This window comes from Cupriavidus cauae (assembly GCF_008632125.1).
Taxonomy (GTDB): Bacteria; Pseudomonadota; Gammaproteobacteria; order Burkholderiales; family Burkholderiaceae; genus Cupriavidus; species Cupriavidus cauae.
Genome location: NZ_VWRN01000023.1, coordinates 151233 through 164683 on the forward strand (window position 1 = coordinate 151233; position 13451 = coordinate 164683).

The following is a 13451-nucleotide window of genomic DNA, read 5'->3' on the forward strand; positions in this document are numbered from 1 at the left end:
TCGTTCGTTTTGTTTCGTCAGAAGCGAGAACGAAATTATGCAAACATCCGACAATGAAGTCAAGCATATTTTTGCACTGATCCTCACTTTTGCGCCGCGGCCCGCGCGGCCGCCGCGCTGCGCTCCCGGATCTGCGGCCAGGCCAGCTTCATGTAATAGAACATCGACCAAAGGGTGAGCACCGCCGCCACATAGATCAGCCAGCCGCCCAGCATGCCGGCGTCGATGCCGAACAGCGGCGCATCGAACAGCAGCAGCGGGATCGCGATCATCTGGAACGTGGTCTTGAGCTTGCCCAGGAAATTGACGGCGACGCTCTTGGAGGCACCGATCTGCGCCATCCACTCCCGCAGCGCCGAAATGGTGATCTCGCGCCCGATGATCACCAGGGCGATCAGATCGCTGACGCGGTCCAGCGCGAGCAGCGACAGCAGCGCAGCGGCGACCATCAGCTTGTCGGCAACCGGGTCGAGGAAGGCGCCGAACGACGAGGTCTGGTTCCAGCGCCGCGCCAGGAATCCGTCGAGCCAGTCCGTGGCCGCCGCCACGATGAAGAACACGGCCGCCGTCAGGTTCTTGGCGGGCATCGACAGCCAGGCATCGGGCAGATAGAAGACGCCGACCACGAGCGGGATCATGGCCACGCGCAGCCAGGTCAGCAGGATCGGAATATTCAGCGGCATAGGCGGATCGGCAGGGTCGAAGACGGGACAATCACGCGATTGTCGCCGATTCCGACATCAATTGAGCATTTCTCGAAGCGGGGACGACCGATCACGTTCCGCGCCGGCGGTGGCCGGTATCGGCGGCCGAACCCATGGCGGACCTGCAACCGGGGGGCCACGACCGGAGTGCGGCCACCGGCGTCCCACAACCGGATGCCGCGACCGGTCACCGCAACCGGTCACCGCAACCGGACGCCGCGTCAGTGCAACTGCCGGTAGATTTCCTCGGCCAGCGCGCCCGAAATCCCGTCGACGCTGGCGAGCTCGTCGACGCTCGCCGCCATCACGCCGCGGATGCCGCCGAAACGGGTCAGCAGCTTCTGCCGCCGGCGCGCGCCGATTCCTTCGATCTCCTCCAGCCGCGAGGTGGTCCGCGTCTTCGCACGGCGCGCGCGCATGCCGGTGATGGCGAAGCGGTGCGCCTCGTCGCGGATCTGCGCCACCAGCATCAGCGCCGCGCTGCCCTGCCCCAGTTCCAGCGCGGGCCGGCCGTCGGCGAACACCAGCGTCTCGAGGCCGACCTTGCGGCCTTCGCCCTTGGCCACGCCGACCAGCAGCCCGATATCGAGACCGAGCTCCTCGAACACCTGGCGCGCGACCTCGACCTGCCCCTTGCCGCCGTCGATCAGCACGATATGCGGCATCGCGGCGCTGTCCTCCTGGCTGCGCTCGACCAGCTTCTGATAGCGGCGCGTCAGCACCTGGCGCATCGCCGCATAGTCGTCGCCGGGCGTGATGCCGTCGATGTTGTAGCGGCGGTATTCGCTGTTCTGCATCGCATGGTGATGGAACACCACGCACGAGGCCTGCGTCGCCTCGCCGGCGGTATGGCTGATGTCGAAGCATTCGACCCGCAGCGCGCCCAGATCGTCGAGCTCGATGCCGATGGTCTCCGCCAGCGCCCGCGTGCGAGCCTCCTGGCTGCCCTGCTCCGCCAGGCGCCGTGCCAGCGCCAGGGCCGCGCCCTGCTGCGCCATCTCCAGCCACGCGCGCCGCTGGCCCTGCGGCTGGCGCACCAGCGTGATGCGGCGGCCAGCCTGCATCGTCAGCGCCTCCATCAGCGCGCCGTCGGCCGGCGCGTGACTGACCACCAGGATCGGCGGCACCGGCTGATCGAGATAGTGCTGCGCCATGAAGGCGGCCAGCACGTTGGCGGCGACGCGCTCGGCCGTCGCGGCGCCCGACGCCGCAGGCGCGGCCGCCTCGGCAGGTTCGGCAGGTTCGGCGGGTTCGGCAGGTTCGACCAGATTGACCGGATTGGCCGGATCGGACGGCGCGCCGCCCTCGGCCGTGGCAACGACGTCCTCGGCCTCCTCGTCGACGATCATCGCGGCCTCCTCGACATGCGCGGGGAAGTACGCCTTGTCGCCCAGATGGCGGCCGCCGCGAACCATCGCCAGGTTGACGCAGGCGCGTCCGCCCTGCACCGCGACGGCCAGGATATCGATATCGCTGCTCTGCCCCACTTCCTCGACGGCCTGGCGCTTGAGCACCGTCGACAGCGCGCCGATCTGGTCGCGCACGGCGGCGGCCTGCTCGAACTCGAGCCGCTCGGCGTGCTGCTCCATCTTCTGCTGCAGGCCTTCGAGCACCTCCTTCTGTCGGCCCTGCAGGAAGCGCGCGGCGTTGCCCACGTCGCGCGCGTAATCCTCCTCGCTGATCGCGCCGACGCAGGGCGCCGTGCAGCGGTGGATCTGGTGCAGCAGGCACGGCCGGGTGCGGTTGTTGAAGACGGTGTCCTCGCAGGTCCGCAGCTGGAACACCTTCTGCAGGATCTGCATGCTCTCGCGCACCGCATGCGCGCTCGGGAACGGGCCGAAATACTGGTGGCGCCGATCGGTCGCGCCGCGGTAGTACGCCATGCGCGGATAGCGATGCGCCGACAGCTTCAGCAGGGGGTACGACTTGTCGTCGCGGAACAGGATGTTGTAGCGCGGCGTCAGCGCCTTGATCAGGTTGTTCTCGAGCAGCAGCGCCTCGGCCTCGCTGCGGACCACCGTGGTCTCGATGCGGGCGATGCGCGACACCATCATCGCGATGCGCGGCGACAGCTGGGTCTTGTTGAAATAGCTCGAGACGCGCTTCTTCAGGTCGCGCGCCTTGCCGACATAGAGCACGCCGCCGGCCGCGTCGTAATAGCGGTAGACGCCGGGCAGGCCCGGCAGCGCGGCGATCACGGGGCGAGGGTCGAAGTGGCTTTCCTGCTCCGATTCCTGTTCAAGCTCCGGCCCCTGCTCCGGCCCCTGCTCCGGCTTGCGCTGCGGCTCCTGCCGCGGTGCACCGGCCTTCGCGGGTGCGACCGAAGCGTCGGCCGACGAAGCCCTGGCGGCGGGCGACGTCGACCCGGGCGTGTCGGGCCCTGGCTCGGGCGCGTCGAGGTGCGGCTCGGCCTCGGCAGGCGTGTCGATGCGCGGCTCGACCTCGGCGGGCGTGCCAGTGGGTTGCGGATCCGGACGTGACATCGGGGAAGGCGGCAGGGACATGCGAGGGGCCGCCGCAAACGTGACGCGCTGCACGCGCGAAGGCTCGCGGGGCTCTAAAATCGCAAGTTTAGAGCAATTCCGCCCGCCTCCTGCCAAACCGGCGGCCCCGCCTTCGCCTCACCGGGCCTGGCCCGCGCCGGAAACGGCCGACTTCCCTATGACCATCCGCTCCTGGGACATCTTCTGCACCGTGATCGACAACTTCGGCGACATCGGTGTCTGCTGGCGGCTGGCCCGCCAACTCGCGCAGGAGCATGGCCACGCCGTGCGGTTGTGGGTCGACGATCTGGCCAGCTTTGCGCGCCTGGCGCCGGCCATCGATCCCGCTGCCGACCGCCAGCGCCTGGCCGGCGTCGAGGTCCGCCGCTGGGTCGCGGGCAGCGACGAGGGGCTGGGCGGGCCGGCGGGCGAGTCCGGAGGCCAAACGGCCGGAGAGACCGTCGGCGAGTCGGCTGGCGAGTCGGCTGGCGAGTCGGCTGGCGAGTTGGCAGGCAAGTCGGCAGGCAAGTCAGCGGGCGAGTCGATGGGCGACATCGCGCCGCACGACGCGGTGATCGAGGCCTTCGCCTGCGAGCTGCCGCCGGCCTTCGTCGCCCGGATGGCGCAGGCGCCGCGCAAGCCGGTGTGGGTCAATCTCGAATACCTGAGCGCCGAGCCCTGGGTGCGCGAGCATCACGGCATGGCGTCGCCGCATCCGCGCCTGCCGCTGGTCAAGTACTTCTTCTTCCCCGGCTTCGAGCCGGGCACCGGCGGCGTGCTGCGCGAATCGCTGCTCGCCATGCAGCGGCGCAGCTTTACGGACTCGCCGGCAGCACAGGCGCGGCTGTGGCATCGGCTCGGCGTCACGCCGATCGACGGCGCGCGCCGGGTCAGCCTGTTCGCTTACCCAAACCCGGCGCTGCCGGCGCTGCTGGCCCGCTGGCGCGACGGCGACGAGCCGGTGCAGTGCCTGATGCCGTCCGGCCCGGCGGCGCAGCAGGCGTTCGCCTGGGCGGGCACGGACGCCGCGGCGGCAGCGTCGCCCGGGGCGGCCTGCACCTTGGGCCGGCTGCATCTGCAGCAGGTGCCTTTCCTGCCCCAGGAGCAGTTCGACGAATTGCTGTGGGCCTGCGATGTCAACTTCGTTCGCGGCGAGGACTCGTTCGTGCGCGCCCAATGGGCCGCGCGCCCCTTCGTCTGGCACATCTATCCGCAGGCCGACGACGCCCATCGCGTCAAGCTGGACGCCTTCCTGGCGCTGTATCGGCAGCAGATCGGCGAGCCGGCCCACGCCGAGGCGATGACGCGCTTCTGGCATGTGTGGAACGGCGCCGCGCCGCCCGAGGACATCGCGGCCGCGTGGGACGGCCTGCGCGACGCGCTACCCGGCCTGGCGCGCACGGCGCAGCGCTGGCAGCACAGCCTGGCCGCGCTGGGCGATCTCGCAGCGAACCTCGTAGCGTTTTGCGAAAGTCGGGTAAAATAGCGGGTTGATTTGATGGCGACCGGGCTGGAAATCCTGGGTTGCCCGCACGGCGCCTGACGGCGTCCGAGCCTGCGGGCCCCGCGCGGAACTGAGCACGGATCGCGAACGCGCCGCCCCGGCGCGCCCTCGCCACGCCGAACTCCCAGACATTTTTAATTCAGGAAGATTAGTTCAGATGAAAACCGCACAGGAACTCCGCGTCGGTAACGTGTTCATGATCGGTGCCGATCCGATGGTCGTGCAGAAGGCCGAGTACAACAAGTCGGGCCGCAACGCCGCGGTCGTCAAGATGAAGTACAAGAACCTGCTGACCGACGCACCGGGCGAGGCCGTGTTCAAGGCCGACGACAAGTTCGAAGTGGTCGTGCTGGATCGCAAGGAATGCACCTACTCGTACTTCGCCGACCCGATGTACGTGTTCATGGACGCCGACTACAACCAGTACGAAGTCGAAAGCGACAACATGGGCGATGCCCTGCACTACCTCGAAGACGGCATGAACGTCGAAGTGGTGTTCTACAACGACAAGGCCATCTCGGTCGAAATGCCGACCACGCTGGTGCGCGAGATCGTCTACACCGAGCCCGCCGTCAAGGGCGATACCTCGTCGGGCAAGGTGCTGAAGAACGCCAAGATCAATACCGGCTTCGAACTGCAGGTGCCGCTGTTCTGCAATATCGGCGACAAGATCGAAATCGACACCCGTACCGGCGAATACCGCAGCCGCGCCAACTAAGGCGAGGCAGACGGACCCTCGCGGTCCGTGCCGAGACGAAAAAAGGGCAGCCCGACCGGCTGCCCTTTTTCGTTGCGGCGCGATGATTGCCGCGAGCGCTGCGGCCTCAGCCGATCAGCGCCTCGTCGCGCAGCTGCCGCAGCGCGCTGCGATAGCCCGCGTCCTGCTCGAGCTTGTTCCAGTCCATCGCCTTGCCGCGCGCGAACAGCCGGCGCACGCGCCGTTGCGAGGCCTTGTCGATCGACACGTCGAGCTCGGCCAGCAACTGGTCGGCGCGCTCGGGATGATTGCAGATCAGCACCATGTCGCAACCGGCATCCAGCGCGGCACGCGCGCCCTGCGTGACGGTGCCGGCGACGCTGGCGCCTTCCATGCTGAGGTCGTCGCTGAAGATCACGCCCTCGAAGCCGAGCTGGCCGCGCAGGATGTCCTGCAGCCAATAGCGCGAGAAGCCGGCGGGATTGGGATCGACCTTCGGGTAGATCACGTGGGCCGGCATCACCGAGGCCAGCGTCATACCCATCCATTGATACGGCCGCACGTCCTGTTCCAGGATTTCGTCCAGCGTGCGCTCGTCGACCGGCACCGCGACATGCGAATCCGCCTCGACGTGGCCGTGCCCCGGGAAATGCTTGCCGCAGTTGGCCATGCCGGCCAGCAGCAGGCCGTGGGTCAGATGGTTGGCCAGCATCGCCACCACGCGCGGATCCGCGTGGAAGGCGCGATCGCCGATCACGCCGCTGCGCCCGTAATCGAGATCGAGCACCGGCGTGAACGACAGGTCGATATCGCAGGCGCGCAGCTCGGCCGCCAGCACATAGCCGCACGCCACTGCCGCGCGGGTCGCGGCCAGCACGTCCCGATCCCACAGCTCGCCGAGCCTGGCCATCGCCGGCAGATGGGTGAAGCCGTCCGTCTTGCAGCGCTGCACCCGCCCGCCTTCATGGTCGATGCAGATCAGCACGTCGTCGCGCAGCGCGCGAATCTCGCGCGTCAGCGACACCAGTTGCGCGCGCGACTCGAAGTTGCGCGCGAACAGGATCACGCCGCCGGTCAGCGGATGCGAGATGCGGCGCGCATCGTCGGCGTCCAGCTGCTTGCCCTTGACATCCAGCACGACCGGGCCCGGTCGCTTGCCTGCGTTCTTCTTGGTCATCGGTGAAAGAGAGGGAGTTATCTGGGTAGGGACACGCCCGAGGTCTCGGCCGGCCCGGTCCGTTCCGCGATCGCGAAGGCGACCGCATAGTCGTGTTCGTCGCTGACGCTGACGCGCACCGTCAGGCCGCGTTCGTCCAGCCATTGCGCCAGTTCGCCGTGGCAGTGCGCATAGGGCTCGCCGGACGGCAGGTTCAGCAGTTCCATCGCGCGCCAGGTCATCGGCCAATGCATGCCCAGGCCGATCGCCTTGGAGAAGGCCTCCTTGGCGGCGAAACGCGTCGCCAGGAAGGCCAGGCCGCGCTTTTCGACGCGCGCGCGGCGCCGATGATAGACGGCAAGCTCCTGCGGGCCCAGCACCTTCTCGGCGAAGCGGCCGCCGGTGCGGGCCATCACGCCGCGCACGCGCTCGATCTGGATGATGTCGGTGCCGACGCCGTAGATCACGCCGGAGCCTTCGGCGCGGGATAGCGCGTGCCGAGCCGGGCGGCGACCATGATCGCCTTCATCTCGCGCACCGCGTTCTGCCAGCCGGCGAACACCGCGTGGGCGACGATGGCGTGGCCGATATTGAGTTCCGCAATGCCGGGCAGCGCGGCGATCGGCTGCACATTGGTGTAGTGCAGGCCATGGCCGGCGTTGACCACCAGGCCGTGCTTCAGGCCCGTTTCGACGCCGTCGGCGATGCGGCGGAATTCCAGCGCCTGCGCGTCGGGCGTCTCGGCATCGGCATAGCGGCCGGTATGCAGCTCGATCACGGGCGCGCCGCTGGCGGCGGCGGCCTCGATCTGCTCGGCCTGCGCATCGATGAACAGCGACACGCGGATGCCCGCATCGGCCAGCTGGCGGCACGCCGCCTTGACCTGCTCGAATCGCCCCGCCACGTCGAGCCCGCCTTCGGTGGTCACTTCCTCGCGGCGCTCGGGCACCAGGCAGACGTCCTGCGGACGGATCTCGCAGGCGATGTCCAGCATCTCCGGGGTCAGCGCGCATTCGAGGTTCATCCGCGTGGCCAGCTGCGGCCGCAGCGCGCGCACGTCGGCATCGCGGATATGGCGGCGGTCCTCGCGCAGATGCAGCGTGATTAGGTCCGCGCCGGCCTCCTCGGCCTGCAGCGCGGCCTGGATCGGATCCGGATAGACGGTGCCGCGCGCGTTGCGCAGCGTCGCAACGTGGTCGATGTTGACGCCGAGCGCAATGACGCCAGGATGAGCGTGGAAAATCATAGGGAGATCACAGGGCTTGCAGGTCGATCAGGATCTGGCGCGTCTTCAGTGGCACGCCTTGCAGATGATAATGCAGAAGAAAGCGCATCAGCGCGCGGCCCTGCGTGACGGTCTGCGGCCGGCTGTAGTCGTCGCGGGACATGTCGAGCAGCGTCTGCCCCGATACCACCGGCCACGACGATGGATCGCTGGCATGCGCGCGCCGCACGCCGCGCTCCGGCTGGTAGACGTAGTCGAGCCCCGGCTGCACCGCCTCGCCGGTCGAGGTACAGCGGTCGAAGGCCACCGCGAAGCCGGTCTCCTGCAGCAGCACGCGCTCGAACCCGCGCAGCACCAGTCCGGCCGGCTCGCCCTGCCCCAGCCGCGTCAGCGTCGCCATGTAATGGCGGAACAGCGCTTCGTGCGCGTCCTCGCGCGGGCAGAAGCGCAGCAGCAATTCGTTCAGATAGAAGCCGGACAGCAGGGCCTCGCCGGCCAGCGGCGGCATGCCGCCGATCCACTCCGCCTTGGTCAGTGTCTTGACCTCGCCGCGCCCGCTCCACGACAGCGAGATCGGCAGGAAATGCTGCAGCACCGCGCGCAGCGCAGAATGCGGGCGCTTGGCGCCCTTGGCGACCAGCGCCATGCGGCCATGGTCGCGCGTGAAGACATCGACGATCAGGCTGGTTTCGCGATACGGCCAGGCATGCAGCACGAAGCCCGGCTGATTGACCACGCGCAGCTCGGTGCGCGCCGGTACGATCCGCATCGCGCGATCCATCATCGCGCGCGCGCCGGCCAGCTCGGCGCCGACGCTGTCGAGCACTTCGGCGGCTTCCTCTGCCACCGGGTCCGCGCGGCGCCCGGAGGCGGTCCCGCGCCGCGCAGGCGCCGGGACCGCCGGGCGGTCACTCATATCCGTAGGCACGCAATCCGGCTTCGTTGTCGGCCCAGCCGCTCTTGACCTTGATCCACAGCTCCAGGTAGACCTTGCCGTCGAACAGCTTTTCCATGTCCAGGCGCGCCTCGGTGGAGATCTGCTTGAGCTTGGCGCCCTTGCTGCCGATCACCATCGCCTTGTGCGCATCGCGCTCGACCAGGATGGTGGCGAACACGCGCCGCAGCCGGCCTTCGGTCTCGAACTTGTCGATCACGACGGTGCTGGTGTACGGCAGCTCGTCGCCGGTCCAGCGGAACACCTTCTCGCGGATGATTTCCGAGGCGAGGAAGCGTTCGCTGCGGTCGGTCAGCGCGTCGGTGTCGTACATCGGCTCGCCTTCCGGCAGATAGGGCCGGATGATGCCGAGCAGGCGTTCGATATGGTCGCGCGTCTTGGCCGACATCGGCACCACCTCGCGGAACGGAAACTGGTGTCCCATCTTCTCGAGGAAGGGGAACATGATCTCCGAACGCCGGTCGCCGGGCAGCCGGTCGATCTTGTTGACCACCAGCAGCACCGGCGTATTGCGCGGCAGCAGCGTCAGCACCTTCTCGTCGTCGGGCCCGTACTGGCCGGCCTCGACCACGAACAGCACCAGGTCGACCGACGACAGCGTCGAGGTCACGGCGCGATTGAGCGAACGGTTCAGGGCGCTGGCATGCCGGGTCTGGAAGCCCGGCGTATCGACGAACACGTACTGCGTATCGTCGGTGGTCTGGATGCCGACCAGCCGATGGCGCGTGGTCTGGGCCTTGCGGGAGGTGATGCTGATCTTCTGGCCGACCAGCGCATTGACCAGGGTCGACTTGCCGACGTTGGGCCGTCCGACGATGGCCACGGTGCCGCAGCGGAATGCCGCGGGCGGGTTTGCCGCCGCGGAGTCCGTGGACTCCGGCTGCGGGCGATTCGATTCGGTCATTCCTTCAACCTGAGAGACAACTGCGGATCCGGGGGAACGGGCTGCTTGCGGGTCTTGCCGGTGCGTTCGGCGCGGCTGCGCTTGAGCAGCTGGGGCACCAGCCGCTGCACCTCTTCCAGCGCCAGCTTGGCGGCGGCCTGTTCGGCGGCGCGGCGCGAGGCCCCGGTGCCGAATACCTGCACCTCCAGTTTAGGCACGATGCATTCGACTTCAAACTGCTGGTTATGGGCGGCGCCGTGGGTAGCGATCACGTTGTACTGGGGCAGCGCGATCTTGTGGCCCTGCAGGTATTCCTGCAGCAGCGTCTTGGCGTCCTTGCCGAGCGTGCGGGGATCGACCTGCTCGAGGATCGGGATATAGAGCTTGCGGATCAGGCTGCGGGCGGCCTCGAAACCGGCGTCGAGAAAGACCGCGCCGACGATGGCTTCGAGGGCGTCCGCGAGGATCGAGGGGCGGCGGAAACCGCCGCTTTTCAGCTCGCCCTCGCCCAGCCGCAGCGACTCGGACAGCTGCAGCATCTGCGCGATCTCGTACAGCGCCTGCTGCTTGACCAGATTGGCCCGCACCCGCGACAGGTCGCCCTCGTCGAGCTTGCCGAACATGCCGTACAGCATGTCCGCGACGGCGCAGTTCAGCACCGAGTCGCCGAGGAATTCCAGCCGCTCGTTGTGGTGCGCGCTATGGCTGCGGTGCGTCAGCGCCTGCTGCAGCAATTCGGGCTTGCTGAAACGGTAGCCGAGTCGTTGCTGCAAGGCGTCGAGGTTCATGTCAGTACTGCGTTCCCGAAGAGGTAATCGAATGGCGCGCTCCGGCCGGCGGCCGCCGTTTATTGGAACGACCCCACCCGGCCCAGGTTGCCGAGATTCATCCAGATCAGGAATGCCTTGCCGACGATATTCTCGTCCGGCACGAAGCCCCAATAGCGCGAATCCAGGCTGTTGTCCCGGTTATCCCCCATGACGAAATAGTGACCCGAGGGCACCTTGCAGGTCACGCCCTGCTGATTGTAAGTGCAGTTTTCGCGGAAGGGAAAATCCGGGTCGGCACCGGCCACGAAGGCCGGCCGGTCGGCGTCGTTCAGGATGCCATGGGGCGCGCCGCCCGGCAGGGTTTCCTTGTAATGCTTGGAATACGACAGCCGTTCCTCGTCCAGATAGTCGGGCAGCGCGTCGTATTGCGCCGGCTTGCCGTTGACGGTCAGCCGCTTGTTTTCATAGGTCACCACATCGCCGGGCACGCCGATCACGCGCTTGATGTAATCGAGCGACGGATCCTTCGGATAGCGGAACACCATCACGTCGCCGCGCTGCGGCTCGCCCAGCGAGACGATCTTCTTGTTGATCACCGGCAGGCGCAGGCCGTATTCGTACTTGTTGACCAGGATGAAGTCACCGATCAGCAGCGTCGGGATCATCGAGCCGGACGGGATCTTGAACGGCTCGACCACGAACGAGCGCAGCACGAACACGGCCAGGATCACCGGGAAGAAGCTGGCCGAATATTCGAGCCACCAGGGCTGGCGCAGCTTTTCCTCGGCCAGCCGGCTGCGCGAGGATTCGAAGTCGGCGCCGGAGCCGTGCCCCGGCATCGCGGCGCGGCGCGCATCGAACTCGGCCAGCGCGGCCTGCGCCGAAACGCGGCGCTGCTTCTGAAACACCAGCTTGTCGGCTACCCAGGCAATACCGGTGATGACCACCAGCACAAAAAGGATCAGTGCAAAATTCATGACGGCTAGATCGTTGGCGAAATCTTATTGGTACGAACCGGAGGGCGTGTGGGCTGGACCGGCGCTGCGCCGATTCGCCACGCTTGCCGTCCGGCGCGTCATTTCTCTTCCACCTGCAGGATGGCCAGGAACGCTTCCTGCGGAATTTCCACCGTGCCGACCTGCTTCATGCGCTTCTTGCCGGCCTTCTGCTTTTCCAGCAGTTTCTTCTTGCGCGAGATATCGCCGCCATAGCATTTGGCCAGCACGTTCTTGCGCAGCGCCTTGACGTTTTCGCGCGCGATGATGTTCGAGCCGATCGCCGCCTGGATGGCGACGTCGTACATCTGGCGCGGAATGATCTCGCGCATCTTCGCGGCAACTTCGCGGCCCCGGTATTGCGAATTGGAACGGTGCACGATGATCGAGAGCGCATCGACCTTGTCGCCGTTGATCAGGATATCGACCTTGACCACATCGGAAACGCGGTACTCCTTGAACTCGTAATCCATCGACGCATAGCCGCGCGATACCGATTTGAGCCGGTCGAAGAAATCGAGCACGATCTCGGCCATCGGAATCTCGTAGGTCAGCTGCACCTGCTTGCCGTGGTAGCTCATGTTGACCTGCGTGCCCCGCTTCTGCGTGCACAGCGTGATCACCGAGCCGACGTAATCCTGCGGCATGTACAGGTTGACCGTGACGATCGGTTCCAGGATCGCGTCGATCTTGCTGGGGTCGGGCATCTTGGCCGGGTTCTCGACCTGCGCCATGGTGCCGTCGCGCATCTGCACCTGGTAGACCACCGTCGGCGCGGTGGTGATCAGGTCCATGTCGAACTCGCGCTCGAGCCGCTCCTGCACGATCTCCATATGCAGCAGGCCGAGGAAACCGCAGCGGAAGCCGAAGCCCAGCGCCTGCGAGACCTCGGGCTCGAACTGCAGCGAGGCATCGTTCAGGCGCAGCTTCTCCAGCGATTCGCGCAGCGCCTCGTACTGGTTGGCCTCGACCGGATAGAGGCCGGCGAACACCTGCGGCTTGACTTCCTTGAAGCCCGGCAGCGGCGCCTCGGCCTTGCGCGTCACCGTGGTGATCGTGTCGCCGACCTTGGCCGCCTTCAGTTCCTTGATGCCGGCGATCACGAAGCCCACCTGCCCGGCCGACAGCGCCTCGCGCGGAATCGACTTGGGCGAGAAGATGCCGACCTGCTCGACCAGATGCTGCGAGCCGTTGGCCATCAGCAGCACCTTGTCCTTGGGACGCAGCGTGCCGTTGACCACGCGCACCAGCATCACCACGCCGACGTAGTTGTCGAACCACGAATCGATGATCAGCGCCTGCAGCGGCGCGTCGGGGTCGCCCTTGGGCGGCGGCACCTTGGCGATCAGCGCCTCGATCACGTCCTCGACGCCCTGGCCGGTCTTGGCCGAGCACGGGGTCGCGTCGTGCGCGTCGATGCCGATCACGTCCTCGATTTCCTGGATCGCGTTGTCGGGATCGGCCTGCGGGAGGTCGATCTTGTTGAGCACCGGGACGACCTCGACGCCGAGCTCGATCGCGGTATAGCAGTTGGCCACGGTCTGGGCCTCGACGCCCTGCGAGGCGTCGACCACCAGCAGCGCGCCTTCGCAGGCGGACAGCGAGCGGCTGACTTCGTAGCTGAAGTCGACGTGTCCCGGCGTGTCGATCAGGTTCAGGTTGTAGAGCTTGCCGTCGCGCGCCTTGTAGCTCAGCGCCGCGGTCTGGGCCTTGATCGTGATGCCCCGCTCCTTTTCGATATCCATCGAATCCAGGACCTGGGCCTCCATTTCGCGGTCGGAAAGGCCTCCGCACAGCTGGATGATGCGATCGGCCAGGGTCGATTTCCCGTGGTCGATATGGGCAATGATCGAAAAGTTACGGATATGGTCCATCGGTTGGTCAGGGGAGCGCCGCGGCAGCGCATTGGCAACGGGCGATGGCGACGTACGCGCATCCGGCCGCGGCACAGCATGTCATGGGCGGAGGGACGGGCGGCCCGCCGGGCGCGCCTGGGCCCGGCCGCAGGTTGGTGGCGCTTGGGCCCGACCGTTTCACAGGGTCGGCGGCTTTCGCGCCAGACGGCGATTTTACCGGATT

At 67.1% G+C, this 13451-nt stretch carries 12 protein-coding genes; 2 read left to right on the forward strand and 10 right to left on the reverse strand.

The genetic code is table 11. From position 1 onward, the window contains the following. Positions 1 to 83: 83 nt before the first annotated feature. Positions 84 to 683 carry a CDP-diacylglycerol--glycerol-3-phosphate 3-phosphatidyltransferase gene (gene pgsA / locus F1599_RS07805; protein ID WP_150082683.1) on the reverse strand — a complete coding sequence of 200 codons (600 nt, stop codon included), beginning with the start codon at positions 681 to 683 and terminating at the stop codon, positions 84 to 86. 242 nt (positions 684 to 925) lie between these two features. Next, positions 926 to 3187: an excinuclease ABC subunit UvrC gene (uvrC, locus tag F1599_RS07810; RefSeq protein ID WP_223819525.1), complete on the reverse strand. Its 2262-nt coding sequence runs from the start codon at positions 3185 to 3187 to the stop codon at positions 926 to 928. Between the two features lie 178 nt (positions 3188 to 3365). Between uvrC and earP the strand changes: the two genes are divergently transcribed. Beyond that, positions 3366 to 4673 (forward strand): elongation factor P maturation arginine rhamnosyltransferase EarP, encoded by a 1308-nt coding sequence (gene earP / locus F1599_RS07815; RefSeq protein WP_150082684.1) that lies wholly within the window; start codon positions 3366 to 3368, stop codon positions 4671 to 4673. A gap of 175 nt (positions 4674 to 4848) precedes the next feature. Then, a complete protein-coding gene (efp, locus tag F1599_RS07820) occupies positions 4849 to 5409 on the forward strand; it encodes an elongation factor P (RefSeq protein ID WP_006578548.1) in 561 nt (186 codons plus the stop codon). A gap of 106 nt (positions 5410 to 5515) precedes the next feature. Here efp and nagZ read toward each other — a convergent pair whose 3' ends face one another. From nagZ to lepA, 8 genes are all read right to left on the reverse strand, one after another. Next, positions 5516 to 6565, reverse strand: a complete 1050-nt coding sequence (gene nagZ / locus F1599_RS07825) for a beta-N-acetylhexosaminidase (protein ID WP_150082685.1) — start codon at positions 6563 to 6565, stop codon at positions 5516 to 5518. Between the two features lie 17 nt (positions 6566 to 6582). Then, positions 6583 to 7011: a holo-ACP synthase gene (acpS, locus tag F1599_RS07830; protein WP_150082686.1), complete on the reverse strand. Its 429-nt coding sequence runs from the start codon at positions 7009 to 7011 to the stop codon at positions 6583 to 6585. Continuing rightward, positions 7008 to 7790, reverse strand: a complete 783-nt coding sequence (gene pdxJ / locus F1599_RS07835; RefSeq protein WP_150082687.1) for a pyridoxine 5'-phosphate synthase — start codon at positions 7788 to 7790, stop codon at positions 7008 to 7010. The genes acpS and pdxJ overlap by 4 nt, the downstream gene beginning before the upstream one ends. A gap of 7 nt (positions 7791 to 7797) precedes the next feature. Next, positions 7798 to 8685 (reverse strand): DNA repair protein RecO, encoded by an 888-nt coding sequence (recO, locus tag F1599_RS07840; RefSeq protein ID WP_150082688.1) that lies wholly within the window; start codon positions 8683 to 8685, stop codon positions 7798 to 7800. Next, a complete protein-coding gene (era, locus tag F1599_RS07845) occupies positions 8678 to 9628 on the reverse strand; it encodes a GTPase Era (RefSeq protein ID WP_150082689.1) in 951 nt (316 codons plus the stop codon). Before era ends, recO begins: the two co-directional genes overlap by 8 nt. After that, positions 9625 to 10395 carry a ribonuclease III gene (gene rnc / locus F1599_RS07850; RefSeq protein ID WP_149317040.1) on the reverse strand — a complete coding sequence of 257 codons (771 nt, stop codon included), beginning with the start codon at positions 10393 to 10395 and terminating at the stop codon, positions 9625 to 9627. Before rnc ends, era begins: the two co-directional genes overlap by 4 nt. A 59-nt stretch (positions 10396 to 10454) precedes the next feature. Further along, positions 10455 to 11354, reverse strand: coding sequence for a signal peptidase I (gene lepB, locus F1599_RS07855; RefSeq protein WP_150082690.1), 900 nt, complete (start codon positions 11352 to 11354; stop codon positions 10455 to 10457). Positions 11355 to 11452: 98 nt separating this feature from the next. Further along, positions 11453 to 13246, reverse strand: coding sequence for a translation elongation factor 4 (gene lepA, locus F1599_RS07860; protein WP_150082691.1), 1794 nt, complete (start codon positions 13244 to 13246; stop codon positions 11453 to 11455). Between the last annotated feature and the right edge of the window lie 205 nt (positions 13247 to 13451).